The sequence below is a fragment of the Streptococcus sp. Marseille-Q7156 genome, assembly GCF_965119495.1.
This window is the reverse complement of record NZ_CBCPLU010000001.1, coordinates 488,634-514,248: the sequence shown is the minus strand read 5'-3', so window position 1 is coordinate 514,248 and position 25,615 is coordinate 488,634. Positions and strand designations below refer to the sequence as shown.

The 25,615-nt window shown below is 41.2% G+C and carries 19 protein-coding genes and 1 pseudogene; 1 reads left to right on the top strand and 19 read right to left on the bottom strand.

Going from position 1 to position 25,615, the window contains the following annotated elements:
* Positions 1-5 precede the first annotated feature (5 nt).
* The 4 genes from ACWPV5_RS02505 to ACWPV5_RS02490 form a co-directional block, all read right to left on the bottom strand.
* Positions 6-2,456: a bifunctional DnaQ family exonuclease/ATP-dependent helicase gene (locus tag ACWPV5_RS02505; RefSeq protein WP_219966524.1), complete on the bottom strand. Its 2,451-nt coding sequence runs from the start codon at positions 2,454-2,456 to the stop codon at positions 6-8.
* Between the two features lie 198 nt (positions 2,457-2,654).
* Positions 2,655-3,584 carry a peptidase U32 family protein gene (locus tag ACWPV5_RS02500; protein WP_454382115.1) on the bottom strand — a complete coding sequence of 310 codons (930 nt, stop codon included), beginning with the start codon at positions 3,582-3,584 and terminating at the stop codon, positions 2,655-2,657.
* 559 nt (positions 3,585-4,143) lie between these two features.
* Positions 4,144-5,781 carry a hypothetical protein gene (locus ACWPV5_RS02495; protein ID WP_454382114.1) on the bottom strand — a complete coding sequence of 546 codons (1,638 nt, stop codon included), beginning with the start codon at positions 5,779-5,781 and terminating at the stop codon, positions 4,144-4,146.
* Complete coding sequence (locus tag ACWPV5_RS02490) at positions 5,762-6,511, bottom strand: ABC transporter ATP-binding protein (protein ID WP_138703834.1); 750 nt, start codon at positions 6,509-6,511, stop codon at positions 5,762-5,764. The genes ACWPV5_RS02495 and ACWPV5_RS02490 overlap by 20 nt, the downstream gene beginning before the upstream one ends.
* 178 nt (positions 6,512-6,689) lie before the next feature.
* Here ACWPV5_RS02490 and ACWPV5_RS02485 point away from each other — a divergent pair, with 178 nt between their 5' ends.
* Complete coding sequence (locus ACWPV5_RS02485) at positions 6,690-8,144, top strand: alpha-amylase (protein WP_454382113.1); 1,455 nt, start codon at positions 6,690-6,692, stop codon at positions 8,142-8,144.
* Between the two features lie 89 nt (positions 8,145-8,233).
* On the opposite strand, the gene alaS is transcribed toward ACWPV5_RS02485, so the two are convergent.
* From alaS to ACWPV5_RS02410, 15 genes and pseudogenes are all read right to left on the bottom strand, one after another.
* Positions 8,234-10,852 carry an alanine--tRNA ligase gene (alaS, locus tag ACWPV5_RS02480; protein ID WP_454382112.1) on the bottom strand — a complete coding sequence of 873 codons (2,619 nt, stop codon included), beginning with the start codon at positions 10,850-10,852 and terminating at the stop codon, positions 8,234-8,236.
* 21 nt (positions 10,853-10,873) lie between these two features.
* The gene (locus ACWPV5_RS02475) at positions 10,874-11,359 is read right to left on the bottom strand and encodes an LURP-one-related/scramblase family protein (RefSeq protein WP_261069071.1); all 486 of its coding nucleotides are present in this window, start codon (positions 11,357-11,359) and stop codon (positions 10,874-10,876) included.
* Positions 11,360-11,737: 378 nt separating this feature from the next.
* Positions 11,738-12,373: a PBECR4 domain-containing protein gene (locus tag ACWPV5_RS02470; RefSeq protein ID WP_261025919.1), complete on the bottom strand. Its 636-nt coding sequence runs from the start codon at positions 12,371-12,373 to the stop codon at positions 11,738-11,740.
* 637 nt (positions 12,374-13,010) lie between these two features.
* Positions 13,011-13,259, bottom strand: coding sequence for a hypothetical protein (locus ACWPV5_RS02465; protein WP_261075538.1), 249 nt, complete (start codon positions 13,257-13,259; stop codon positions 13,011-13,013).
* Positions 13,254-13,450: pseudogene (locus ACWPV5_RS02460) on the bottom strand (IS630 transposase-related protein); the annotation flags it as partial. The pseudogene ACWPV5_RS02460 and the gene ACWPV5_RS02465, both read right to left, overlap by 6 nt.
* 232 nt (positions 13,451-13,682) lie before the next feature.
* Positions 13,683-17,540 (bottom strand): YSIRK-type signal peptide-containing protein, encoded by a 3,858-nt coding sequence (locus tag ACWPV5_RS02455; protein ID WP_454382111.1) that lies wholly within the window; start codon positions 17,538-17,540, stop codon positions 13,683-13,685.
* A gap of 15 nt (positions 17,541-17,555) precedes the next feature.
* Positions 17,556-18,299, bottom strand: a complete 744-nt coding sequence (locus ACWPV5_RS02450; RefSeq protein ID WP_261026513.1) for an N-acetylmuramoyl-L-alanine amidase — start codon at positions 18,297-18,299, stop codon at positions 17,556-17,558.
* Positions 18,300-18,308: 9 nt separating this feature from the next.
* Entirely contained in the window at positions 18,309-19,724 is a 1,416-nt protein-coding gene (ply, locus tag ACWPV5_RS02445; RefSeq protein ID WP_173261657.1) for a cholesterol-dependent cytolysin pneumolysin, read from the bottom strand.
* Positions 19,725-19,734: 10 nt separating this feature from the next.
* Complete coding sequence (locus ACWPV5_RS02440) at positions 19,735-20,145, bottom strand: hypothetical protein (RefSeq protein WP_138705901.1); 411 nt, start codon at positions 20,143-20,145, stop codon at positions 19,735-19,737.
* Positions 20,138-20,746 (bottom strand): hypothetical protein, encoded by a 609-nt coding sequence (locus ACWPV5_RS02435; RefSeq protein ID WP_261075567.1) that lies wholly within the window; start codon positions 20,744-20,746, stop codon positions 20,138-20,140. Before ACWPV5_RS02435 ends, ACWPV5_RS02440 begins: the two co-directional genes overlap by 8 nt.
* Positions 20,733-21,218, bottom strand: coding sequence for a DUF4231 domain-containing protein (locus ACWPV5_RS02430; protein ID WP_261075566.1), 486 nt, complete (start codon positions 21,216-21,218; stop codon positions 20,733-20,735). The genes ACWPV5_RS02435 and ACWPV5_RS02430 overlap by 14 nt, the downstream gene beginning before the upstream one ends.
* Positions 21,219-21,764: 546 nt before the next feature.
* Positions 21,765-22,835: an ABC transporter substrate-binding protein gene (locus tag ACWPV5_RS02425; RefSeq protein WP_261075565.1), complete on the bottom strand. Its 1,071-nt coding sequence runs from the start codon at positions 22,833-22,835 to the stop codon at positions 21,765-21,767.
* Positions 22,832-23,605 carry an ABC transporter permease gene (locus tag ACWPV5_RS02420; protein WP_261040691.1) on the bottom strand — a complete coding sequence of 258 codons (774 nt, stop codon included), beginning with the start codon at positions 23,603-23,605 and terminating at the stop codon, positions 22,832-22,834. Before ACWPV5_RS02420 ends, ACWPV5_RS02425 begins: the two co-directional genes overlap by 4 nt.
* Complete coding sequence (locus tag ACWPV5_RS02415) at positions 23,602-24,408, bottom strand: ABC transporter permease (protein ID WP_261040690.1); 807 nt, start codon at positions 24,406-24,408, stop codon at positions 23,602-23,604. Before ACWPV5_RS02415 ends, ACWPV5_RS02420 begins: the two co-directional genes overlap by 4 nt.
* Positions 24,389-25,546 carry an ABC transporter ATP-binding protein gene (locus ACWPV5_RS02410; protein WP_125451210.1) on the bottom strand — a complete coding sequence of 386 codons (1,158 nt, stop codon included), beginning with the start codon at positions 25,544-25,546 and terminating at the stop codon, positions 24,389-24,391. Before ACWPV5_RS02410 ends, ACWPV5_RS02415 begins: the two co-directional genes overlap by 20 nt.
* Positions 25,547-25,615 lie beyond the last annotated feature (69 nt).

Here is a 25,615-nt window from a genome sequence, read left to right as displayed (position 1 = left end):
ATTTATCAAAGTTCATTTAAAAATTTATCAACAGCTTCATCAACTTCGGATCGAGAGACGGTTTTAACAGTCGCTTCTTTTGCTAGAGAAGTCACTATTTGCTTGCCGTATCGTTTTCCGACGATTCTTCTATCCAGAATGAGGGTTAAGGAACGTTGGTGTTCACGTCTCATACTTCTTCCCAAAGCCTGTTTTAAACGAATAATGGCCATTGGCAATTGATAGTCATAAAAGGCATTTTTCCCTTCTTGATTCAGTTCCTGATTGATCTTTTTCGTCAAGGGTTCTTGAGGATTTTGGAAAGGAAGTCTTGGTACAACTTGAATCACAAAAGGATGACTTGAAAAATCAACTCCCTCCCAGAAACTTGCTGCACCAAGCAAAATTTGTTGTTCTCCTTTTTCAAAGCGTTTCTTCAGTTGATGAACATCGCCATTTTTATACTGGGCTAAATGACTTACAGGGAGTAAATTTGATACTGCTAGAAGCATGTCTTTGGCAGTAAAGAGAACTAAAATCGGTTGCTGAAAATCTTGAACATCCATCAGCAAATCAGCTACCTCTTGGGCATAGACTTCTAAGGAGGTTTCTGTCACCAGGGGAAAATCTTTGACCAAGACCACTTCTTGATCCTGTGTTTTACAAGCTTCAATCTTAACAAATTTGGCTTCGGGATATCCTAACAGGTCTGCCAAAGAAACTCTTTGACTAATCTCAAGAGTGGCCGACACTCCCAAGACTTGGCATGAATCAGGCACTAAGGAAGATAGAAGAATACGGCCTGATTTCGTAGAAGAAATCTGAATTTTCTTTTGACTCGTTTCAATTGCTTCAAGCCAGTAATCACCTTCAGCCGTAAAATAGCGAACCAGTTCCTCAAAGCCTTCTACCTCTAATTCTGAAAAATACTGGTGGAGATTGGTCAGAGAATCTAAGATATTTTTCCTAGATTTACCAGACTGAAATTGTTCTGTCAAGTAGAGACACTCAAAGCGAATACTTTCTAGTATTCGTTGTTGAACCCTGTTTTCTTCTCCTACTAAAGCCTTATCAAGCAAATCGATAATAGACTGGATATCGTAGGTCTGTTGAAGCAGATTTTCTAGAGCCAACAAAACTTTTTGGACTTCATCAATAATCAATAAACGGTCACTAACAAATTCAGGATTATCTTCAAGTCTGGTTACAAGATAAGCATGATTGGTCACTAAAAGCTTGCAGGTTTGTGCCTTTTCTTGACTACGTTTCCAAAAATCTTCCGTCACAAATAAGCTCTTTGATGATAAATTCCCGTCATGACGAAGATCTGTCAGAAAATGTTGGTAACGGTAGAGTTGCCCAATTTCATCCAAATCTCCTGTCTCTGTCTCTGTCAACCAGACCAAGAGTTGCATTTTAAAGCGTCTAAATAAGCGATTTTCATCATTTTCCTGCAAGGAACGATAAAAGGTATCCAACTTCAGGTAATTTTGTGGCCCCTTTAAAGAATGAATATCTGTACGGAATACTTCCTTGAGACGTTTACCTTCTTCTTCCATTATTTGATTTTGAAGAATCTTTGTCGGAACGCTAAGGACAATCTGACGATTTTCCACTTGGGACAAAGCGGGTAAGAGATAGCCATAGGTTTTCCCAATCCCTGTCGGTGCTTGAATTAATGAGACAGGCTCATCTTTCAATAGCAAGCCAACCTCTTTAGCAAAATTTTCTTGCTCCTCCCTCACTTCAAGATTCAACAGAGAAATATTTTTAGAAAAATCTTGAGATAGTTTTCGTGACTCCATGGGATCTGCAGTTTTCTTGAAATACAGTCCTTGAACTTCGACCAAGTCTAGTGAACTCAGGATAGATTGGTTGCGATAAATTTCCTCAATAACCAAGTAGGACTCATATAAGAGAGCGTCAGCCATTTCCAGCAAGCGTTCCAAGAGACCTTTAGGAAGCTGGGCCATCTTTTCCCGTAGAAATAAGAGTAATTCCGCAGTAGCTTGGGCATCTGAAAGGGCTGTATGAGCGTGTTTTAGAGGAATTCCTAATTCCCGGCACAAAATAGGCAAGCTATATTTTTCCAGTTCAGGAAAAAAGACCTGGGCCAATTCGACCGTATCAACACGAGGATTTCTTAGTTCATAGCCTTCAAAAAATAAATTTTCCGCCAAGAGATTGGCATCAAACTGAACATTATGGGCTACAAAAATCCCATCCTCCACCAAGTCAAAGATTTTTCTAGCAACTTGCGAAAAATCAGGTGCTTGCGCCAGACGTTGGTCAGTTAGCCCTGTCAATTCTTTAATATGAGCATCCAAAGGTTCGTGTGGATTGACATCCGTCGTATAGTGATCGACGATTTTTCCATCCTCAATCACGACAATTCCCACTTGGATAATTTTAGCCTTACTACCTGTGCTAGTTGCCTCTAAATCAACCACAACATAGCGATTACCAATCGTTTTCATTATAAAAAATTATACCAAAAAAAGGGCCATTTGGCACCTGCAAACATAGGATAATTTTCAAACTCAAGAACACTACTTGTCTTAAAATTCCCAGTAAACAGAGCATCCTAGCCTACTAATTCTTTGAAAATATTGGAGAATAAGAAAAATTGAGAGAAGAAACATTTGTATCTTTCTTCTCTCAACTATCCATTTGCTTTATTTAACCATGTCAGGATCGTAGTCATAGAATCCTGTATCAAGGAAACGATTTTTAGGGTGTAACTTGCGAACTTCTTCATCCAGCAAGAAAGCTTGGTCATGGCTAAAGTTACCCTCTTGAATCAAGCTTCGCGCTTGGATAAAGAGTTTTGCAATCTCAACAAAGTTCTGACCTGGTGTGTAGAGCCCTTCTAGTTTCCAGTGAGTGAAACCATGCTCTACCAATTCTGTCAATTTTGTCATCAAATCAAGGTCGTTATTGGCAAAGATGTGGGTCCCATGATTGTCTTCAAAAATGGAATAGTGGCTCTCTGGATCACTTGGCTCAGCCAAGAAGAGGTCACGCTTGCGCGTTTTTTCATCATCGATGTGCGTAAAGTTATAGTAATTTTGCAAGAGCGGACGTTTAGAATGATGGATAACGCTAGCTCCGTAAACCAAAACTTCAGCAGGAATTTCCAAAATCTCTGGCATTTTGAAAAGTTCAGCTGATGGAATTTCACGCGCCAAAACAGCCTCAGATGCGCCAGCCTGTTGTCCCCAGAAGTTAATCTGACGACTGCTAGTTACCATGGTTGAAGCATCGTAGATGGTCTTAAATGAATAACCATCGCGATTGACCACATAAAAGACACCTGCATCCCCAATCGTAATGTAATCTGTCTTGATTTCTTCCAAAAAGTCTAAGAAGGGCTTGATACGGTCCATCATATCTTGGTGCATGAGGGCATTGACTGCAACAATCAATTCCTTACCAGCATCATGAACCAGCTTAGCGATTTCACGCAATTGGTCATGACTAAAGGTTGTTGGCAGACGAAGGCCAAAATCTTTCTCACCGACATAGATACGGTCTACGCCAGCCTCGAGCAGTTGTTTAACTTGTTCAATACTTTCAGCAGTTGCTGTAATGATAATCTTTTCCATAAGAAAAATTATACCACATTTCTATCAAATCAGCCAAGACTTATCAGAGTTTTACAAATAGGAATTATTTCAGTAACTTCCACTTGACTCACCAAAGTGGAAATTAGTCTAATACTCTTCAAACCACGTCAGCTTTATCTGCAACCTCAAAGCGGTGCTTTGAGCAACCTGAGGCTAGCTTCCTAGTTTGCTCTTTGTTTTTCATTGAGTATAAAACGGATTTTTATAAGAATAACTAGATGAAAGGCAAATCCAAAAGCATGAGAGAGCTTGCCAGTAACAATGATTTTGTATGCTATCCATAAATAGCAAACATCTCAAGCTCCATTAATCTTCAAAACAGCATAGATAAAATCTAGTCCAAAATTTAAGCAATTGATGCTATAGGGTTTATATATTGTTATAAATTTCTAGTCGTTTTGTTGTTATAGTAACAAAAACGACATAGAAAAACGAGTATCTCCATCTACGGAAATACTCGTTTTTTGATAGTTAGAAGTGTTTTTTTGCTCAGCTTCATTTCTTTTTATAAAATGTATCAAGCAAGCGACCAACTATCTCATCTTTTTTCTATTTCTGTCAATATGCGTGACAGGTAGTAATGATAGCCAAAAATAGCAAGAGCAAGCAAGAGGATAAGAACTCCTACTCCCAAGCTAATGGCAAGGACAGGGGCGAGAGACCGAACCAAGAACAAACTTGCTATGACTAAAATCATTAAGATAACACTATAAATTAAGAGTAAAACTATTGCTACTATACGATTTGAACGGTTCACCAAGTCCGTAATGCTACTCCAATTGGTTGACAGATTTTTCACGTCCTTAAAGTAATTGTGGCAAGAAAGGATGACACTGGCAAGGGTCCAGACTACAAGAAGGTAAATCATCGAAAGGATGGGCAAGCCTAGATATAGAGAAAGACCAAGTAAAGTCAGAATTGGTAAAAAGGACTGGACAGCAAATATAATCCAAAATTTCACTTTCACATAACGAGCAAAGTCAAAGGGCAAACTCTTCAGAAAATCAACATTTTCCCTCTCTAAGGACAAGGCAATTGAATGCAGGCTGGTGATATTGTTATTGACAACTGCTATAAACAATCCTATAAAAAACAAGGGTAACCAGTATGGAGGATGAATATCTGGAACTATCTGAGAATCTCGAATTTTGGAAATCAGACCGATCATCATGAGATAAGGAAGAAAAGCACTTGTAAAAAGCACTGTAATCACGCCAGTTCCCTGTCCCAAGAGGGTGAGGTGGTAGCGTAAAACCATACGGAAAAAGCCCTTTTTATTAGTAGTTGAAATTCTCTCCTTATTGCGACGTTCTTTCTTGACCTTCTCCTCACTGTTAAGCAGAATCACGTCATAAAAATGAGGAAGAACCTTCTTTTTGGTCAGGTAAAGCAAGAAAACAGTTAAAGCTATCCAAGCTAACAGACCCAGTATGGCTTCTGTCGAAAAAGGCTCCACTGCTATTTTGTAAAAGATATGAAGAGGATAAAGGAGAAATGGAATGTCTCTAACTTTGTCAACAATACTTCCAAAAGTCGACTGTAGAAAGAGGACAAATATTAAAGGTATGAGAACCCCTATCCCAATCATCACATTCGAAAAAATAGACTGATACTTTCTGAAGACCGTAGTCTGAGCCAAGAAATGTACTGCCACTACCATCACTAAAGTAACAGAGACAAATAATAAGGCCAAGGACAGCAGCATCAAAGGCAAGCCCAGCCAAAAAGAAGGAGCTAGCCTAATATAGAGGACTAGAAAATAAGCTAGGATTGGTACAATTCCAGCTAGAGCTGGCAAGAGAACAGACAGTCCTTTAGCAATTATAATCTCTGATTCTTTAAAGGCATAGGGCCTATACGATGCCAAGTCCTTACTCTCATAAAAGACATTGTAAAATGCAGTGAAAGAAGTTGAAAAGGCAAGCACCAGTAAAATAGCAACCATGCTACTAAAAAAACTTGGCATTTCCTCAAAAGGAAAACGAAAGGCTATATTTATAAACATGAAAAGCATCAAGAGACTTGAAAAAATGTAAGAACTTAGGACTCTAGCGGAAACATTTACTTTTTTCCCAGGATTCTTAGCCTGCTTCTTTCGTAGGTTAGCCAGATTAGCTTCTTGAGATGAATAGAGGATATTGATATCAACTAATTTTTTAATGACCTTGAGACGCATCTGAAACCTCCTCTTTTCTACCAGCAAGGCTAAGGTAGATACTTTCCAAAGACTGGTCTGGGTGGTCTTTTCTCAAGTCCTCTACGCTACCACAATAAATCAAATGCCCCTTTTTCAAAATGGCAATCCGATCACAGACTTGCTCTGCCACCTCTAGGACATGGGTTGAAAACAAGACTGTCTTGCCTTTTTGTGCATGTTCCTTCATCATTTGCTTCAAATCAAAGGCAGCCTGGGGATCCAAACCAGTCAAGGGTTCGTCCAAAACCCAAATATCAGGATCAGACAAGAGTGCCCCAATGACAAATACTTTCTGACGCATTCCGTGAGAAAGAGTTTCAATAACCTGATAGCGATTTTCAGCAAAATCAAAAACACTCAATAGCCTAGCTAGACTAGCCTCCAAGTCAGAGCTAGTCAGATCATAGGATGAAGCAATCAATTCCCAAAACTCATTGGCCGTTAAGCGTAAAAATAAGTCAGGCGAGTCTGCTACGTAGCCAATCTTTCGTTTAATAGCCAAGCGATTTTCCGATAAATCCTGACCGTCTACCAAAATACGACCACTGCTGGGTGAAATGATACTGACTAGGGATTTTATGGTGGTCGATTTTCCAGCCCCATTATGGCCAATCAAGCCCATAATCTCCCCATTTTCAATCTGCAAATTGAGATTGCTCAAAGCCTCTTTATCACCATACAACTTACTAACATTTTGAAATTCAATCATGGGATGACTCCTATCTTTATCTATATTACATACTATTATACTAGCACTTTGATACAAAAAAATCAATACTTTATTTTAAGTAGTTAAAATAGTTTCCTTCTATCTTATGCAAACGTTGGCGCTAACCAATACTTTATGATAGAATAAAGAACAAGATTGACAAGTAAGAGGAAACATCATGCAAAATCAAACACTCATGCAATACTTTGAATGGTATCTGCCCCACGATGGTCAGCACTGGACGCGCCTAGCTGAAGATGCTCAACACCTAGCTCATCTGGGGATCAGTCACGTCTGGATGCCACCAGCTTTCAAAGCTACCAATGAAAAAGATGTCGGCTATGGGGTCTATGACTTATTTGACCTAGGAGAGTTTAACCAAAAAGGAACTGTCCGCACCAAGTATGGTTTCAGAGAAGACTATCTTCAAGCTATTCAAACCCTAAAAGAACAGGGAATCCAGCCTATGGCCGATGTGGTACTCAATCACAAGGCTGCAGCCGATCACATGGAAGCCTTTCAGGTTATTGAAGTGGATCCTGTAGACCGTACAGTTGAACTTGGAGAACCCTTCACCATCAATGGCTGGACTAGCTTTACCTTCGATGGTCGCCAAGATACCTACAATGACTTCCACTGGCACTGGTACCACTTCACAGGTACAGACTACGATGCCAAACGCCGTAAGTCTGGTATTTATCTCATCCAAGGGGACAACAAGGGCTGGGCAAATGAGGAATTGGTCGATAACGAAAATGGTAACTACGACTACCTCATGTATGCCGACCTAGACTTTAAACATCCTGAAGTCATCCAAAATATCTATGACTGGGCTGACTGGTTCATGGAGACGACTGGTATTGCTGGTTTCCGTTTGGATGCCGTTAAGCACATTGACTCTTTCTTCATGAGCAATTTTATCCGCGATATGAAGGAAAAATACGGTGAGGATTTCTATGTTTTTGGTGAATTTTGGAATCCCGATAAGGAAGCCAATCTAGACTATCTTGAAAAAACGGAAGAACGCTTTGACCTTGTCGATGTTCGTCTCCACCAGAATCTCTTTGATGCTAGCCGAGCAGGTTCCAACTATGACCTTCGTGGCATTTTCACAGATAGCTTGGTTGAACTCAAGCCTGACAAGGCTGTGACATTTGTCGACAACCACGATACACAACGAGGTCAGGCTCTTGAGTCTACCGTTGAAGAATGGTTCAAACCAGCAGCCTATGCCCTCATTCTGTTACGCCAAAATGGCCTTCCATGTGTCTTTTACGGCGACTACTATGGGATTTCAGGGCAATATGCTCAACAAGATTTCAAAGAAGTCCTTGACCGCCTCCTAACCATCCGAAAAGATTTGGCCTATGGAGAACAAAATGACTACTTTGATGACCCTAACTGTATCGGTTGGGTACGTTCAGGTACTGAACATCAATCCCCAATCGCAGTCCTTATCTCAAATGACCAAGAAAACAGTAAATCAATGTTTGTCGGTCAAGAATGGGCTAACCAAACTTTCATAGATTTACTTGGAAACCACCAAGATCAAGTTACAATCGATGAGGAAGGTTATGGACAATTCCCAGTCTCAGCTAGATCCGTAAGTGTCTGGGCAGCCAATACAATCTAATTGCCAATGATTATCAAGCCAGGTCCAATCGGATTTGGCTTTTTTGTATTCACAAAAAGACCTACCCAAATGGATAGATCTTTACTTTATTACAATTTAGCTGCTACTTCATCCAACAATTCTTGGATCTTAGCTTGGTTGCTTCCTCCTGCCATGGCCATGTCTGGTTTACCACCACCACGTCCATCGACGATTGGTGCCAATTCTTTGACAAGGTTTCCTGCATGAAGGTCTTTTGTCTTGCTTGCTACAAGGACATTGACTTTGTCACCGATAGCAGCAACTAGGACAAGAAGATCAGAGTAGTCTTTTTGTTTCCAGTTATCTGCAAAAGTACGAAGGGCACCAGCATCAGATACAGACACTTGACTAGCAATGTAACGGTGACCGTTGACTTCCTTCACATCCTTAAAGATATCGCCCGCGGCTGCAGCTGCGGCCTTTTCTTTCAATTCAGCATTTTCTTTTTGAAGTTGACGAAGTTGTTCTTGAATTCCTTCTACTTTATGAGGCACTTCCTTGACTTGAGGTGCTTTCAAGGTTGCTGCGACAGCTTTAAGAGCGTCTTCTTGTTCACGGTAGGCTTCAAAGGCTTCCTTACCAGTCACTGCCAAGATACGGCGAGTTCCTGATCCAATCCCTTCTTCTTTGACAATCTTGAAGAGGCCAATTTCAGAAGTATTACCAACGTGGGTACCACCACAAAGCTCGATAGAGTAGTCACCGATAGTAACAACACGAACTTCCTTGCCGTATTTCTCACCAAAGAGAGCCATAGCTCCCATTTCTTTGGCAGTGTCAATATCCGTTTCAACTGTCTTAACTTCAAGAGCTTCCCAGATTTTCTCGTTGACTTGCTGTTCAATCGCACGCAATTCTTCAGCAGTTACTGCTTGAAAATGCGTAAAGTCAAAGCGAAGGAATTCGACTTCGTTAAGAGATCCTGCTTGTGTTGCGTGATTTCCAAGGATATTGTGAAGGGCAGCGTGAAGCAAGTGAGTCGCAGTGTGGTTTTTCATAACACGGTGACGACGATTTGTATCAATTGCCAGAGTATATTCTTGGTTCAAGGCAAGCGGTGCAAGAACTTCAACCGTGTGAAGTGCTTGTCCGTTTGGTGCTTTTTGAACATTGGTCACAGTAGCCACGACCTTACCTGACTCATCCAAGATTTGTCCGTGGTCAGTGACCTGTCCACCCATTTCAGCATAGAATGGCGTTTCCGCAAAGATAAGTGAGGCAGTTCCTTCTGACACAGATTCTACTTCTGCATTGTCAGCCACGATAGCCACCAATTTAGAAGACAATTGGCTAGCATTGTAGTTGAAGACACTTTCTACAGTGATGTTTTGAAGGGTTTCATTTTGCATACCCATTGAGCCACCCTTTACAGCTGACGCACGCGCACGTTCTTGCTGTTCTTTCATGGCTGCTTCAAATCCTTCACGGTCCACAGTCATACCAGCTTCTTCAGCGATTTCTTCAGTCAATTCAACTGGGAATCCATAAGTATCGTAGAGTTTAAAGACATCTTGACCAGCAATGACAGATTGACCTTTTTCTTTCAAGTCTGCTACGATACCTTGAGCAAAGTGTTGACCTGAATGAAGGGTACGAGCAAAGGATTCTTCCTCGCTCTTAACAATTTTTTCGATAAAGTCACGTTTTTCAAGCACTTCTGGGTAGTAGCTTTCCATGATTTTACCAACAGTTGGAACGAGTTTGTAAAGGAAAGGCTCGTTGATTCCCAATTTTTGACCATGCATAGAAGCACGACGAAGAAGACGGCGAAGGACATAACCACGTCCTTCGTTTCCAGGAAGAGCACCATCACCGATGGCAAATGAAAGGGAACGGATGTGGTCAGCAATAACTTTAAAGCTCATGTTGTCGCCATCTTGGTCATAGACCTTACCAGATAATTTCTCCACTTCACGGATGATCGGCATGAAGAGATCCGTTTCAAAGTTTGTCTTAGCCCCTTGGATAACCGCCACCAAACGCTCCAAACCAGCGCCCGTATCAATGTTCTTGTGTGGCAATTCCTTGTACTCACTACGAGGAACAGCAGGGTCTGCGTTAAATTGTGACAATACGATGTTCCAGATTTCGATGTAACGGTCGTTTTCGATATCTTCTGCAAGGAGACGAATACCGATATTTTCTGGGTCAAAAGCTTCCCCACGGTCAAAGAAAATCTCTGTGTCCGGTCCAGAAGGTCCCGCACCAATTTCCCAGAAGTTGTCCTCGATTGGAATCAAGTGACTTGGGTCCACTCCCACTTCAATCCAACGGTTGTATGAATCTTTATCGTCTGGATAGTAGGTCATGTAAAGTTTTTCAGCTGGGAAGTCAAACCACTCAGGGCTTGTCAAAAGCTCATAAGCCCAAGTGATGGCTTCGTCACGGAAGTAATCCCCGATAGAGAAATTCCCCAACATTTCAAACATGGTATGGTGACGCGCAGTCTTCCCTACGTTTTCAATGTCGTTGGTACGAATCGCTTTTTGAGCATTGGTAATACGTGGATTTTCAGGGATGATAGTCCCGTCAAAGTATTTCTTAAGAGTTGCTACCCCAGAGTTGATCCACAAAAGAGTTGGATCATTTACAGGAACCAAACTCACTGATGGTTCTACTGAGTGACCTTTAGTCGCCCAGAAATCAAGCCACATTTGGCGTACTTGTGCACTAGATAGTTGTTTCATATTGTCTCCTTATTTACTTGTTTAATGTGATTGGCTTTCCAGCATTTCCACATAGTCAATAGCGACACAGAGAGAAATGACTAGGTCTGCATAAGCGTCCTCAAGGACTGTTACGTTATAAGTAGAGGTCAGATGGAAGAGTTCTTTCCTGATTTCCGCAATCAACTGATCGCGATCATCCAGTAGTTTGAAATTCAAATCCCAGATATTGCCCTCGATACGAAGCCCCAGATTATCAAACTCATACTTATCTCGCCAGAAGGTCAACTTCTTACGAATGACAAAACTGGACCCATCCTGAAGCTGAATTTCAAAACGAGGTAGCAAGGTCAAGATTTCTTTACTGATCTGACTGACCTGTTCACCATTAGCATCATAAATGGTAAAGGTTTTGGGAATCTTAAAAAATGATCCCTCCACCTGATAGGCAATTTCTCCCCTGTCATCCTTGATAGCGAAGCGTTCGCCTCCAAGACGAAACTTTTGTTTGACAAGAAATGTTTTCATCAACACCTCCAAAAAACCAAAAGACAAGCTCATATCACGAAGGGCGAAAAACCGCGGTACCACCTTCATTCAATGAACTTGTCATTCTCTTGTTCTTATGCAATTGTATGATTGAGTAGCATGACTTCCTAGCTTAGATGGCTCGCAGCACCGCCACTTCTCTGGACTAAGACAACTGAAAATCAATTCTCAACTTTCTTATTATAACGTTTTTTTAAGCTTGCGTCAACTGGAAATGATTCTTATTTCCAGCATCAGTCTTAGGATCAGGCTCAGGATTGCTATTGGCTTCACAGTTAGCTGGTGCCCACAACGGACTTACATCTCAGATATCTGATATACCTGTCATACTCAAAATAGCTCTCTAAACCAAATGAACTATCTGTCGTATAATGTAACAATTCTAGCCCCCTGTATTTTTTCAACCTTCAATAGCTTAATGGGGGGTTGGTTCATTTCATAGTGTTTTGCACTACGCCCTTCTGGCAACTCAGCCTGTATTTTTCTTCTAAAAACTGAAACAGGATAGCAAATATCAGTGTTCTTAACCTTCTTATCATATTTATCAAACAAAAAATAAAATTCTTTATCTCTATGTTGAAAATGCAATAAATACTTTGCTTTAATCTTCGACCCAATTTTATTGGGGTCAAAATAGTACAATCCCTTTAAATTAACACTTATATTTTCTAGCATCGTATAAATTAAATTCAGAGAAGTTGCTCTAGATAAAAATGCAGCCTTATGCTGAGATGTATCTTTATCTAAATCATAAAAAGTGATATGATTTCCCAAAATTTTGTTATATATCCTCTGAGCCCCATTACCATTGAAGCACTTAACTTTATCTATTCCTTTTAGTTTGTGCAAACCTATAAGATGATGAAAATTTGGTTCCGTGAAGCTTAACTCAATATATTTTTCTGTAGTTTGTTTGGAAACAGTCTGAGTGATAGTAAATTTGTATTGAGTATCCATCAACGTTCTGTAACTAAGAATTAAATTTCTTAACATACTGTACCTTTTCTCAAAAAAATAAAGAGGCTATTTACACCTCTTCCTACGATATATTTATTCATCTGCTTGCGGAAAATATATAAAACCCAAATAAGCCTATCTACGAACTACTGACCAAAACAGACCGACCAGTAATTCTTTGGCTACGCTAAAAGCGATAGTTTTCTTCTACGAATTTTATTATATTAGATTCTTAACAATTTGTCAAGCAAAATCAAAAATCTGCTTTTTATTTGGAAATCCGTTTTGAGGAAGAGAATATCAACCAGAAACTTTTTTTGAAAAGAGGCTGGGCAAGTAAATAAGCAAATCAAATAAAAAAACATAAGGATATATAAACTATGAATCATCACCACTTCCGATAAAAATTGTCGATAGCAAATCGTGCTAGGAACCTTCACAACTTTGGAGAGTTAGTAATAGGCTTTAAAATGAGAAAAGCGCATATTATCAAATATTAAGAGAACCTTATAATATGCATTTGATTATGAAAAAACTTTCTAAATGTTATCCTCGAACTGAGTCTTTGGTAAGCCTATATGATTACATTATACAGGAGTATAAAATTTATTAAGAGTACGAGAGATAGACAACCTATAGTTGTTATACTCTTCTAAAATCTCTTCAAACCACGTCAGTGTCGCCTTGTCGTATATATGTTACTGACTTCGTCAGTTCTATCCACAACCTCAAAACAGTGTTTTGAGCTGACTTCGTCAGTTCTATCCACAACCTCAAAATAGTGTTTTGAGCTGACTTCGTCAGTTCTATCCACAACCTCAAAATAGTGTTTTGAGCTGACTTCGTCAGTTCTATCTGCAACCTCAAAACGGTGTTTTGAGCTACCCGCGGCTAGCTTCCTAGTTTGCTCTTTGATTTTCATTGAGTACAAAGGAATCTTTCGGTTTTTGACGACTCGCTTTTTCCGCTCTAAGTGTCCTTGTTCACGCCTTTCTTTTCCCAAGTGAAGAGAGTTCTGACGCCAACATAAAAAACTTTAGCTGCCTCGACATGGCTGTGCCCCTCTTTGATGTAATTTAATGCTCCTTGTTTAAAATCTGTACTATATACCATAGCTTTATTATAACGTGCTTGTTTAAAACTAAACAACTATACACCTCAGATGCACGACATGCCCATCGTACCCAAAAGAGCCGATTATATTTGAGTATCAGCTGTACGATATCCCTAGCGTACACAAAAATCTCCTAGCAGAAATGACTACTAGGAGATTTTTTATGAGAGGTGCTTGTCTAGGTTTTGAAAATCAAATTCATTATTTGATGCTAATCGAACAAGTTCCTAACTAAGCTTCTTCCTCTTCTTTACGACGATATCCTGCAAGACCAAGACCAAGTAATGCACTTGCAGTTGCTGCTACCATAGCTACAGTAGAATCTGCTGTACCTGTATTTGGCAATTCTTTAGCCACTTGGCGTGCACTTGCGTCTGCTTTCAAGGCGTCTTTGGCGTTTGTAAGTTCTGTCTTATTGACATCTTGCAAGCCAGCTTTGGCTGTATCAAGTTCTCTCTTAGCTGCGTCTACTTTTGCTTTCGCATTCGCTACGTCTTGTTCCGTTGCGCTCGCGTTGGCAATCACGGTTTCAGCTTCGCTTACCGCTGTGTTCGCTTTTGTCTTCGCTGTTTCGTAGGCTTGTTTACTTGCTTCTGTCTTACCAGCTGTATCGGCAACTTGCTCAACGTCTGCTTTCAAGGCGTCTTTGGCGTTTGTAAGTTCTGTCTTATTGACATCTTGCAAGCCAGCTTTGGCTGTATCAAGTTCTCTCTTAGCTGCGTCTACTTTTGCTTTCGCATTCGCTACGTCTTGTTCCGTTGCGCTCGCGTTGGCAATCACGGTTTCAGCTTCGCTTACCGCTGTGTTCGCTTTTGTCTTCGCTGTTTCGTAGGCTTGTTTACTTGCTTCTGTCTTACCAGCTGTATCGGCAACTTGCTCAACGTCTGCTTTCAAGGCGTCTTTGGCGTTTGTAAGTTCTGTCTTATTGACATCTTGCAAGCCAGCTTTGGCTGTATCAAGTTCTCTCTTAGCTGCGTCTACTTTTGCTTTCGCATTCGCTACGTCTTGTTCCGTTGCGCTCGCGTTGGCAATCACGGTTTCAGCTTCGCTTACCGCTGTGTTCGCTTTTGTCTTCGCTGTTTCGTAGGCTTGTTTACTTGCTTCTGTCTTACCAGCTGTATCGGCAACTTGCTCAACGTCTGCTTTCAAGGCGTCTTTGGCGTTTGTAAGTTCTGTCTTATTGACATCTTGCAAGCCAGCTTTGGCTGTATCAAGTTCTCTCTTAGCTGCGTCTACTTTTGCTTTCGCATTCGCTACGTCTTGTTCCGTTGCGCTCGCGTTGGCAATCACGGTTTCAGCTTCGCTTACCGCTGTGTTCGCTTTTGTCTTCGCTGTTTCGTAGGCTTGTTTACTTGCTTCTGTCTTACCAGCTGTATCGGCAACTTGCTCAACGTCTGCTTTCAAGGCGTCTTTGGCGTTTGTAAGTTCTGTCTTATTGACATCTTGCAAGCCAGCTTTGGCTGTATCAAGTTCTCTCTTAGCTGCGTCTACTTTTGCTTTCGCATTCGCTACGTCTTGTTCCGTTGCGCTCGCGTTGGCAATCACGGTTTCAGCTTCGCTTACCGCTGTGTTCGCTTTTGTCTTCGCTGTTTCGTAGGCTTGTTTACTTGCTTCTGTCTTACCAGCTGTATCGGCAACTTGCTCAACGTCTGCTTTCAAGGCGTCTTTGGCGTTTGTAAGTTCTGTCTTATTGACATCTTGCAAGCCAGCTTTGGCTGTATCAAGTTCTCTCTTAGCTGCGTCTACTTTTGCTTTCGCATTCGCTACGTCTTGTTCCGTTGCGCTCGCGTTGGCAATCACGGTTTCAGCTTCGCTTACCGCTGTGTTCGCTTTTGTCTTCGCTGTTTCGTAGGCTTGTTTACTTGCTTCTGTCTTACCAGCTGTATCGGCAACTTGCTCAACGTCTGCTTTCAAGGCGTCTTTGGCGTTTGTAAGTTCTGTCTTATTGACATCTTGCAAGCCAGCTTTGGCTGTATCAAGTTCTCTCTTAGCTGCGTCTACTTTTGCTTTCGCATTCGCTACGTCTTGTTCCGTTGCGCTCGCGTTGGCAATCACGGTTTCAGCTTCGCTTACCGCTGTGTTCGCTTTTGTCTTCGCTGTTTCGTAGGCTTGTTTACTTGCTTCTGTCTTACCAGCTGTATCGGCAACTTGCTCAACGTCTGCTTTCAAGGCGTCTTTGGCGTTTGTAAGTTCTGTCTTATTGACATCTTGCAAGCCAGCTTTGGCTGTATCAAGTTCTCTCTTAGCTGCGTCTACTTTTGCTTTCGCATTCGCTACGTCTTGTTCCGTTGCGCTCGCGTTGGCAATCACGGTTTCAGCTTCGCTTACCGCTGTGTTCGCTTTTGTCTTCGCTGTTTCGTAGGCTTGTTTACTTGCTTCTGTCTTACCAGCTGTATCGGCAACTTGCTCAACGTCTGCTTTCAAGGCGTCTTTGGCGTTTGTAAGTTCTGTCTTATCGACTGATTTTTTTTCAGGTATTAAAACCGCATCACTTATTTCTGAATCTGCTCTAGAAACAGTTATACTATTCCCATATGCATCAGTGGTGTGTAGATCCGCTTTTGCACTATTTTTAGCAGTTATTATATCACCCTTATTTAATTTTTCTGTTGTCGTCCAAGTTGCGAGTCCATTGACCGCATTAACAGTCGCTTTCTCAGCATTATTCACGTAAAAAGTGACTTTAGAATCAGATGAATTAAGAGCTGTTGCTTTCACAGTAGCTGTTTTACCTGCAACAGTATCTATATTATCAACTGTAACAGTCGGTTTTTGAGGCTTGACTACAATAGGAATTTGTACAACTACTTTTTTATCACTATAACGTGTTATCAACAAGTTATAGGCACCTACCATTTCATTTGGAATATTCCCTACAAAAACATAGTTCACTTCTGTGTCACTCGGATATGGTTTTTGACCGTCTGTTCTTAAATTAGCATATTCTAAACGAGGACCAATATTCGGAAAAGTCGTAACTTGCTGATTTCGATCATTTCGTGAAGGAGTAGTTAATTTAACCATCACATTACGATTTAGATATTGACCAGCCGTTAGATTACCTAAACTTCCTTTTGTTACTTGATAACTATAACCAGGAATTGATCGAAATCCACTTTCACCAGATGATACACTTACCCTAGATGTTGAATTCCTTACCGAAAATAACTCCTCTGTTACTTTTTCAATAGGTCTATTTAGTTCTCTAGGCTTGACAGTTGCTTTCTTTTCTAACTCCAACCCGCTATTTTTAAAAGAAATCACACTAGCATATGCTTCATCAATTTCTTTTTGTGTCTTAGCATTTAGCAAAGCATACTGAGCTTTTGATACTCTTTCTGCTAATTTTTCAAGCGAATCCTTTGTATATTTACTCTTGTCCAATCTATCTACTTCTTTTAACAAAATTCGCAATGTTTTTGATTGCAGAGTTACCGGTTGATTATTGTTAAAAGTAAAAGAACTGCCAGCCAAAACCTTATTGACTTCCTCAGTCAAGGCTTTCATGGCTTGAACCTGGGCATTAACCTCCTCTTGACTGGAGTTTGGATTATCAAGAACAGCTTTAGCTCTTGCTAGACTTTCATCTACACGAGCATGGAGTTCTTTCATAGAATCCAGTGTCAGATTGGCAAGCAGGGCTTGCAGACTGGTTTGTGCAGACTCGGCAAGTGACTTATTCACAGTAGGACGGCTTGCTTCTTCTGCTTGCTTTTCTCCCTTGCCTTCTTCATTAGTTTTTGCCAGAGACTTGTTTTCATCTGATGCCTCTTGAGGCTTTTGATTGCCTTGGCTAGATTGCTCTAGCTGACTAGGGTCCGTATCAGGAGTTTTTTCATTTAGCTCTTCAGCCCCCCCCCCCCCCCCCCCCCCCGCTCCCCCCCCCGAGGAATCGCTTACAAGGACGCTGGTTCTAGTCGTTCCACTCTCTGTCGCTGGGGAAATATCAGGTGTTTGTGCCTGTACTGTCCCATTGGCAAAAAACATCAGCGCCGCAACGGCAACGCTGGCAGCACCAAAGTGGTACTTCCTAATTGAATAGCGAAAAACCTTTTCCTCTTTGTGATCTTTTTCATGTTTTTGTTTCATTATTTCTTCCTTTTTCTATTTGAATTCTTCTGTATAGTCTAGTGCAATCCAACCCCTACCCGACTTCAACAAGCCCCAAGTATAGCCATCTGCCTCCTCTACCTGTATGATAGTAAAAGTTCCAAGGGGACAAAATCCGTCATCAGGATAATCTACACCTGGACCTGTTCGGAGGTAGAGATCATCATTTACTACACGAACAAGAAAAACTTGGTCACTTTCCGAAAATTGTTTTACTTGCTCTTCATTGTCAATATCACCTGATAACTCCAATACCATCTGAATCAAACGGTCAATGTCAATTCCACCAGGACAATCTGTAGCAGTAAATTCCTGGTGAGGATGGATGGTTTCACGATTGATTGGTAAATTATAACGATTACAAATATCTGCAATCAAACGTGCTGAGTTCCTGTAGGTTTCCTCTGCAATAGTCCAGTCAGGTTCCCCACGGTTATTTAAGTGTTCAATACCAATCGAACGCTGATTGACCTCATAGTTGCCGGCATGATAAGCGACGCTCTCTTCACCAACACACCCCCATATCTTATCAGGAGTCACCTGATAGTGAGCAGATGTGCCATGACCTGTAGAGACATACCAAGTACTTCTAGCCCCCTCATCACTCAGCCCACCATTATGGTGGATAACAATAGTATCAATATCAAGGCGATTTTGATCGCTATTCATGATTTCCTCATCCACATCTGTGATAAGTCCTGAAAACAAATCGCCATTCACTCTTTTTGTCGCAAACATTCTTCCCTCCTAGTCATTTTCTACCTTATCTTCTACCTGAGGATAGAGAGTCGTTCCCCAAATAGAAATCGTCCGCTTACGTACGAGTGGCAAATCGGTTTTTTCATAAACCGTACGCCACCATTCCCAGGCAAGTCCTGTACATTCCCTAATTTTGATAGAGAGATTGCGAACATTCCCTTTTAAAGGAATACTAGTGGTAAAATGAGCCGTCAAATCCTGCCCATTTCTATCCCAAGCCTTAGGAGTCAAAACTTCTTTACCTTGATAATCATAGGATAATTCATCCCAAGTAATGTAATATTGGGCAACATAGGCACCACTATGATCCAAGAGTAAATCTCCGTTTCTGTAAGCTGTCACCTTAGTCTCAACATAGTCTGTACTGTTTTGAAAGGTCGCAACTACATTGTCCCGTAAAAATGAAGTTGTATAGGAAATCGGCAAGCCTGGGTGATCTGCTGTAAAGCGACTGCCTTCTTGAATCAAGTCCTCTACCATATCCACCTTGCCTGTTACAACTCGGGCACCCGAACTCGGGTCGCCCCCTAAAATAACTGCCTTCACTTCTGTATTGTCCAAAATCTGCTTCCACTCTGTCTGAGGAGCTACCTTGACTCCTTTTATCAAAGCTTCAAAAGCAGCCTCTACTTCATCACTCTTACTCGTAGTTTCCAACTTGAGATAGACCTGACGCCCGTAAGCAACACTCGAAATATAGACCAAAGGACGATCGGCAGAAATTCCTCTCTGCCTCAAATCCTCTACCGTTACAGTATCTTGAAACACATCTCCTGGATTTTTAACAGCATCTACGCTGACTGTATAATAAATCTGCTTAAAATTAACAATCTGAATCTGCTTTTCGCCCGAATGGACAGAGTTAAAATCAATATCAAGAGAATTCCCTGTCTTTTCAAAGTCAGAACCAAACTTGACCTTGAGTTGTTCCATGCTGTGAGCCGTGATTTTTTCATACTGCATTCTAGCTGGGACATTATTGACCTGACCATAATCTTGATGCCACTTAGCCAACAAGTCGTTTACCGCTCCGCGAACACTTGAATTGCTGGGGTCTTCCACTTGGAGAAAGCTATCACTACTTGCCAAACCAGGCAAATCAATACTATAAGTCATCGGAGCACGATCGACCGCAAGAAGAGTGGGATTATTCTCTAACAAGGTCTCATCCACTACGAGAAGTGCTCCAGGATAGAGGCGACTGTCGTTGGTAGCTGTTACAGAAATATCACTTGTATTTGTCGACAAGCTCCGCTTCTTTCTTTCGATAACAACAAACTCATCGGGTAGCTGATTCCCCTCTTTGATGAAACGATTTTCAATACTTTCTCCCTGATGGGTCAAGAGTTTCTTTTTATCGTAATCCATAGCTAGTATAAAGTCATTTACTGCTTTATTTGTCATCTTCTACCTCCTAATAAGTTCCTGGATTGAGTTGCATAAACTCAGACTTGTTCAGCGAAATCAGCCGTGGTTGGACTAAGTGATCCAAAATTTCCTCGTATAATTCTTCTGAGACATTGCGTCGCCGTCTGGCTAGATAAGAAGTCGGAATGACCGTATTATCCAACATAAATACCTTATCTAAGTCAATCAAGGTTGGTCTTGTAAAAGGATTACGAGCTAGATCCGGCTCTTCTATCATAAAGTTCTTGACCAAACGTCTGGTCAAGAGAGCTGGTTTGAAGGTCTGATTTTTAACCAACTCTTTGTTTTTAGTCGTGCTGTTGTCAATACAGATATACATATGATTCTTCACAGCCAAATCGCTACTAATAGTCGGAAAAGGCAAATAAAGAGCTACAACATCTCCTCTCTTAATCAAGCAAGAGCACCCCCTTTTCTCCTAATGTAACATAGACAGGATTGACCAAGTCTTCTGATTGGCTCAGAATTTCCAAAGTTTGAGTTTGGCGCGCTGTCAATTTAGTAGCATCTTGTCTCTTCAATACAAAATGCTTGTCGCCAATTACCTTGACACTATAATCCTTCTCCAAAGCTGACTGGTAAATCCACATCAGATCTTGTCTGTCCTGAGAACTCAAGAGAGAAGGATGTTCAAGTCTCCCAATAGTCTGATAAAAATCAAAAACAGGAGCTAACTCCTGCCAATCTGACTGGCTAGTTGTCAAGGCTAGAAAAAGAGCTTTGCGAGCTGATACTTCTTGATTAGCCTTGAGAGTCCCTTTTCCCTCCAAGTTTTTTAGAAAGTGGGAAACTCCAGAAAGCAAATCTTTCTCTAACTGCGAGAAATAAAAACCTTGCCTTCCCAGACATAAGTCTCTCAAGTCGCTTTCTCTAGCAAATAAGAGTTCAAACATTTGATAATAAAAGAAAAATATCTGGCACTGGGTCGCACTCATCTCTTCTTTATTGGCTTCTTTTTTCAACCAGAGCAAGGGCAATAAGTAGCTAGATTGAAACATTTCCTCCACCTCCTACTCTTTTTTCCCCTGGAGCATCTGCACTAGCTGCCACTTCTTTTGACTGGATACTTTCCCACTGGTTGATTTCCTCTGAGATAAGACTTTCGCATGTCTTGACAAATAGGGCAAAAGCCTTGGTTTTTCCTGCATATTTCTCCGTTTGGCATTGATAAAGGAATTTTTCTCTCTCCAGGAGTTGCGCAGTCTTTTGGTAAGAAATCCAGTGTTCCTTTGCATTATACAAATTGAGAATCCCTTCACACAGCAAGCCTAAACTGGACAAAGCAACCGAAATCAAACGGTAGCGATCACCTGGCATAGGAATAGCACAGAAAACTGCTATGAGAAAACCTGCCACGATTTCTGTTATTTTTAACACCTTATAGCGCCTACGATGTTGAATACTTTTCTTTAAAAAATGAGCTATCTGTACATCCAATCGCTCTGTCAAGTACATTTCTTCCGGCGTCATATTCGTAACCCCTTTTATTTACTTTGATAATCATAGCATAACATATTTGAATATCAAAGTATAGTAAAAACTGGAAAGCTATATCTTATTATAAATTTCAAATATGAAATGTTTGTGAAATGAGAGAAAAGTATCACTTCTCCTACTTGCACAGTTCATACTAGTGTATTCATTATATCATAATCGGGACAAAAAAACTTACTTACTTACTTACTTACTTACTTACTTACGGTAACTTGTTTTATCAAGAATTTCAAACTATATATCCTTAAATTTCAGAATTATTAAATTTTTATTACATATTTCCCTTTACTATCGTGAGAAGGAAGCGTTTGATTTTTTTATAGCAGAATGAAGGAATATCTGAACAAATTAGTTGAGAAATTCAAACTAATTTTTAACAATATTTTAGAAACCAAGGTGTGCTATTCTAACTTCAATCTGCTATAAAACGCATAATATCAAGTTTTTCAACACCTGATATTATGCGTTGTTTGATTTTACAACGAACCAGCTCTAACTGATTCGTTTTCTTCCGTTTAGCTCCTACTTCCGATACATTTTAAACTGTAGGAAGAGGTCGCTATATTTCCCTGTCCATTTATGGTCAAATTTCTCATAAACTTCTAGGTGTTTCATGGTTTCAGCATCTGGATAGAAGGCCTTGTCTTCTTTTTTCTCCTCTGGGAGCAATTCCTTAGCTGGTAGGTTTGGTGTTGAATAGCCAACATACTCTGCATTTTTGAGAGCATTTTCAGGCTTCAACATAAAATTGATAAAGGCATAGGCTGCATCTTGGTTTTTGACTGTTTTGGGAATGACCATATTGTCAAACCATAAGTTGCTGGCTTCTGTCGGAACCACATAGCGTAGATTTTCATTTTTTTCTAGCATTTGGCTGGCTTCACCCGAGAAGGTCACACCGATAGCAGCGTTATTCTGAATCATGTAGCCCTTCATCTCGTCAGCAACGATGGCCTTGATATTTGGAGTGAGCTTGTAGAGCTTGTCTACTGTCTCTTCCAACTGCTGAGGATCCTTTGAGTTAAGGCTGTAGCCGAGGGAGTTGAGCCCCAGTCCCAGCACCTCACGCGCCCCATCAAAGAGCATGATAGAGTTCTTATACTCTGGCTTCCAAAGGTCATCCCAATGCTCAGGCGCTTCATCAACCATGGTTTCATTGTAGACAATTCCCAAGGTTCCCCAGAAGTAAGGGATAGAGAATTTATTGCCTGGGTCAAAGGACTGGTTGAGGAACTCTGGTCCGATATTTTCAAGACCTTGCAGTTTTGAATAGTCAAGCGGTACCAAGAGGTCTTCGTCCTTCATCTTGTTGATCATGTATTCACTAGGAATGGCAATATCATATGTCGTTCCACCCTGCTTAATCTTAGTGTACATAGCTTCGTTGGAGTCAAAGGTCTCGTACTGGACTTGGATGCCTGTTTCTTCTGTGAATTGCTCCAAGAGTTCTGGATCGATATAGTCTCCCCAGTTGTAGATAACCAATTTTTGACTATCTCGACTATTGATTTTACTATCTAGATGAGTCGCAATTCCCCACAAGACGAGTATAATGGCTACAATTCCTGCTAAAAATGAATAGAGTTTTTTCATGCTTGCTCCTCCTTCTCACGTGAGATAAAGTAATATCCAACCACTAGGATAATACTAAAGAGAAAGACAAGGGCAGACAGGGCATTGATTTCTAGTGAAATTCCCTTGCGAGCACGAGAGTAAATCTCGACGGACAGGGTTGAAAAGCCATTTCCCGTTACGAAGAAGGTCACGGCAAAGTCATCTAGCGAATAGGTGAAGGCCATGAAATAACCTGCAATGATAGACGGTGTCAGGTAAGGAAGCATGATTTCCTTGAACATCTGAAATTGACTGGCTCCCAAGTCATAGGCCGCATGAATCATGTCGCCGTTCATTTCCTTGAGTCGAGGCAAGACCATCAAGACCACAATAGGAATCGAGAAGGCCACGTGACTAGAAAGAACTGTCAAAAAGCCAAGTGAAAACTTGAGTTGAGTAAAAAGAATCAAGAAGCTGGCACCAATCATAACGTCAGGCGCAACCATGAGGATATTATTAAGTGAAAGAAAGGCTTCTTGGTATTTCTTACGAGACTGAGAAATGTAAATAGCACCGAAAGTCCCGATAATGGTCGCAATCAAGGCTGACAAGAAGGCCATGAAAAAGGTCTGAGTCACAATCAACATGAGGCGGCCATCGCTAAACATAGTTTTAAAATGGCTCAAGCTAAAGCCTGTAAAGCTATTCATGTCGTTGCCTGCATTAAAGGCATAACCAATCAAGTAAAAGATTGGCAGGTAGAGGACAAGAAAGACCAGTCCCAGATAAAGGTTGGCAAATTTTTTCATCGTTCTCTCCTTTCCTTGGTCACCCACATGGTGACGAACATGGTCAGGATGAGAATCACACCGATGGTTGAACCCATACCGTAGTTGTCATTGGTCAGGAAGTTCTGCTCAATGGCTGTACCTAGTGTGATAACGCGGTTCCCACCAATCAAACGAGTCAGCATGAAGAGACTCAAGCTTGGGATAAAGACAGACTGAACCCCACTTCGCACACCATTCATAGACAGAGGGAAGATGACATGACGGAAGGTTTCCCACTTGGTCGCACCGAGGTCATAGCTGGCATTGATGAGATTGTTGTCCATATCATCCAAGACATTAAAGATTGGCAATATCATAAAGGGAAGCTCGATGTAGCTTGCGACAAAGATAAAGGAGAAATCGGTAAAGAGTAACTGCTGTGAACCAATTCCGATAAATTCCAAGAATTGGTTAATAGAGCCATTTTGACCAAAAATCCCGATAAAGGCATAGGCTTTGAGGAGCAAATTGATCCATGTCGGCAGGATAATCAGCATGAGCCAGAGTTGACGGTGCTTAAGACGGGTCAAAAAGAGGGCTGTTGGATAGCTGATAAGCAAGGTCACAAAGGTCACAATTCCTGCATAGAGTACAGAGTTGAAACTCATTTTTAGGTAGGTCAAGTTTTGTGACGCAAAGTAAGATTTATAGTTTTCTAAGCTAAACTGGCCTTCAATGTTGAAAAAGGATTGACCGAAAATCAGGACCAAGGGTGCGAGCACAAAGAGGGCAATCCAGAGCATGTAGGGCACTACAAAGAGTTTAGAGCTTGTTTTCTTCATCTCTTTCCTCCTCGATTGCATTGATCAGACCTGCTTCTTGCTCTTCAATTTCCACGTATTCTTCGATACGAGCATCGAACTCTTCCTCGGTTTCGTTGAGACGCATGATATGGATGTCTTCTGGTTCAAAGTCCAGACCGATTTCCTCACCCACGATGGCCTTACGGGTTGAGTGGATCATCCATTCATTTCCAAGTTCATCATAGGCGATAATTTCATAGTGAACCCCACGGAAGAGCTGGGTATCGACCTTAACTTGGAGCTTGCCTTCTTCAGGAAGAGTAATGCGCAAGTCCTCTGGACGAATCACGACTTCGACTGGCTCATTTGGTTTCATACCTCCATCGACCGCTTCGAAGCGTTTGCCGTTAAACTCAACCAAGTAGTCCTCAATCATGGTACCTGGCAAGATATTTGACTCACCGATAAAGGTGGCAACAAAGTGGTTAATCGGCTCGTCGTAGATATCCACAGGCGTTCCAGACTGGACAATCTCGCCATCATTCATAACGAAAATCCAGTCACTCATGGCAAGGGCTTCTTCCTGATCGTGAGTGACAAAGACAAAGGTAATGCCCAATCGTTGTTGCAGTTCACGCAGTTCGTACTGCATGTCTGTTCTTAATTTCAAGTCTAGCGCTGACAAGGGTTCATCCAGCAAGACCACACGGGGTTGGTTGATGATAGCACGGGCAATAGCCACACGCTGGCGTTGTCCTCCAGAAAGTTTACGGATGGAACGTTTTTCATAACCTTCCAACTGAACCATCTTTAGAACTTCCGCTACGCGTTTCTCGATTTCTTTCTTGTCAATTTTACGCAAGCGGAGTGGAAAGGCAACATTTTCAAACACATTCATATGTGGAAACAAGGCATAGGATTGAAAGACGGTATGGACGTCTCGCTTGTTGGTTGGGATATCATTAATTCGGACACCGTCTAGCATGATATCTCCTGTCGTCGCATCCAGTAAACCTGCAATGATGTTTAGGATGGTTGATTTCCCTGAACCAGATGCGCCTAGAAGGGTGTAGAATTTCCCTTCTTCCAACTCAAAGTTGATGTCTTTGAGAACCTTGGTGTTGCTGTCTTCAAAAACTTTAGAGACGTTTTTGAATTCAATAATTGGTTTTTTCAATTGTCATTTATTCCTTCTTTTTCATAGATTAACAGATCAGGGCTCTGTCAGGCCACTACTACCTCGTGT

Excerpts from the sequence above, each read along its gene's own strand:
- ACWPV5_RS02485 (WP_454382113.1), top strand. The coding sequence starts at position 6,690 with ATGCAAAATCAAACACTCATGCAATACTTTGAATGGTATCTGCCCCAC.
- ACWPV5_RS02415 (WP_261040690.1), bottom strand. The coding sequence starts at position 24,408 with ATGAAGAAAACAAGCTCTAAACTCTTTGTAGTGCCCTACATGCTCTGG.
- ACWPV5_RS02490 (WP_138703834.1), bottom strand. The coding sequence starts at position 6,511 with ATGATTGAATTTCAAAATGTTAGTAAGTTGTATGGTGATAAAGAGGCT.
- ACWPV5_RS02455 (WP_454382111.1), bottom strand. The coding sequence starts at position 17,540 with ATGAAACAAAAACATGAAAAAGATCACAAAGAGGAAAAGGTTTTTCGC.
- ACWPV5_RS02500 (WP_454382115.1), bottom strand. The coding sequence starts at position 3,584 with ATGGAAAAGATTATCATTACAGCAACTGCTGAAAGTATTGAACAAGTT.
- ACWPV5_RS02475 (WP_261069071.1), bottom strand. The coding sequence starts at position 11,359 with ATGAAAACATTTCTTGTCAAACAAAAGTTTCGTCTTGGAGGCGAACGC.
- ACWPV5_RS02505 (WP_219966524.1), bottom strand. The coding sequence starts at position 2,456 with ATGAAAACGATTGGTAATCGCTATGTTGTGGTTGATTTAGAGGCAACT.
- ply (WP_173261657.1), bottom strand. The coding sequence starts at position 19,724 with ATGACAAATAAAGCAGTAAATGACTTTATACTAGCTATGGATTACGAT.
- ACWPV5_RS02450 (WP_261026513.1), bottom strand. The coding sequence starts at position 18,299 with ATGTTTGCGACAAAAAGAGTGAATGGCGATTTGTTTTCAGGACTTATC.
- ACWPV5_RS02420 (WP_261040691.1), bottom strand. The coding sequence starts at position 23,605 with ATGAAAAAATTTGCCAACCTTTATCTGGGACTGGTCTTTCTTGTCCTC.
- ACWPV5_RS02435 (WP_261075567.1), bottom strand. The coding sequence starts at position 20,746 with ATGTTTCAATCTAGCTACTTATTGCCCTTGCTCTGGTTGAAAAAAGAA.
- ACWPV5_RS02495 (WP_454382114.1), bottom strand. The coding sequence starts at position 5,781 with ATGCGTCTCAAGGTCATTAAAAAATTAGTTGATATCAATATCCTCTAT.
- ACWPV5_RS02430 (WP_261075566.1), bottom strand. The coding sequence starts at position 21,218 with ATGACGCCGGAAGAAATGTACTTGACAGAGCGATTGGATGTACAGATA.
- ACWPV5_RS02470 (WP_261025919.1), bottom strand. The coding sequence starts at position 12,373 with ATGTTAAGAAATTTAATTCTTAGTTACAGAACGTTGATGGATACTCAA.
- ACWPV5_RS02465 (WP_261075538.1), bottom strand. The coding sequence starts at position 13,259 with ATGAAAATCAAAGAGCAAACTAGGAAGCTAGCCGCGGGTAGCTCAAAA.
- ACWPV5_RS02425 (WP_261075565.1), bottom strand. The coding sequence starts at position 22,835 with ATGAAAAAACTCTATTCATTTTTAGCAGGAATTGTAGCCATTATACTC.
- alaS (WP_454382112.1), bottom strand. The coding sequence starts at position 10,852 with ATGAAACAACTATCTAGTGCACAAGTACGCCAAATGTGGCTTGATTTC.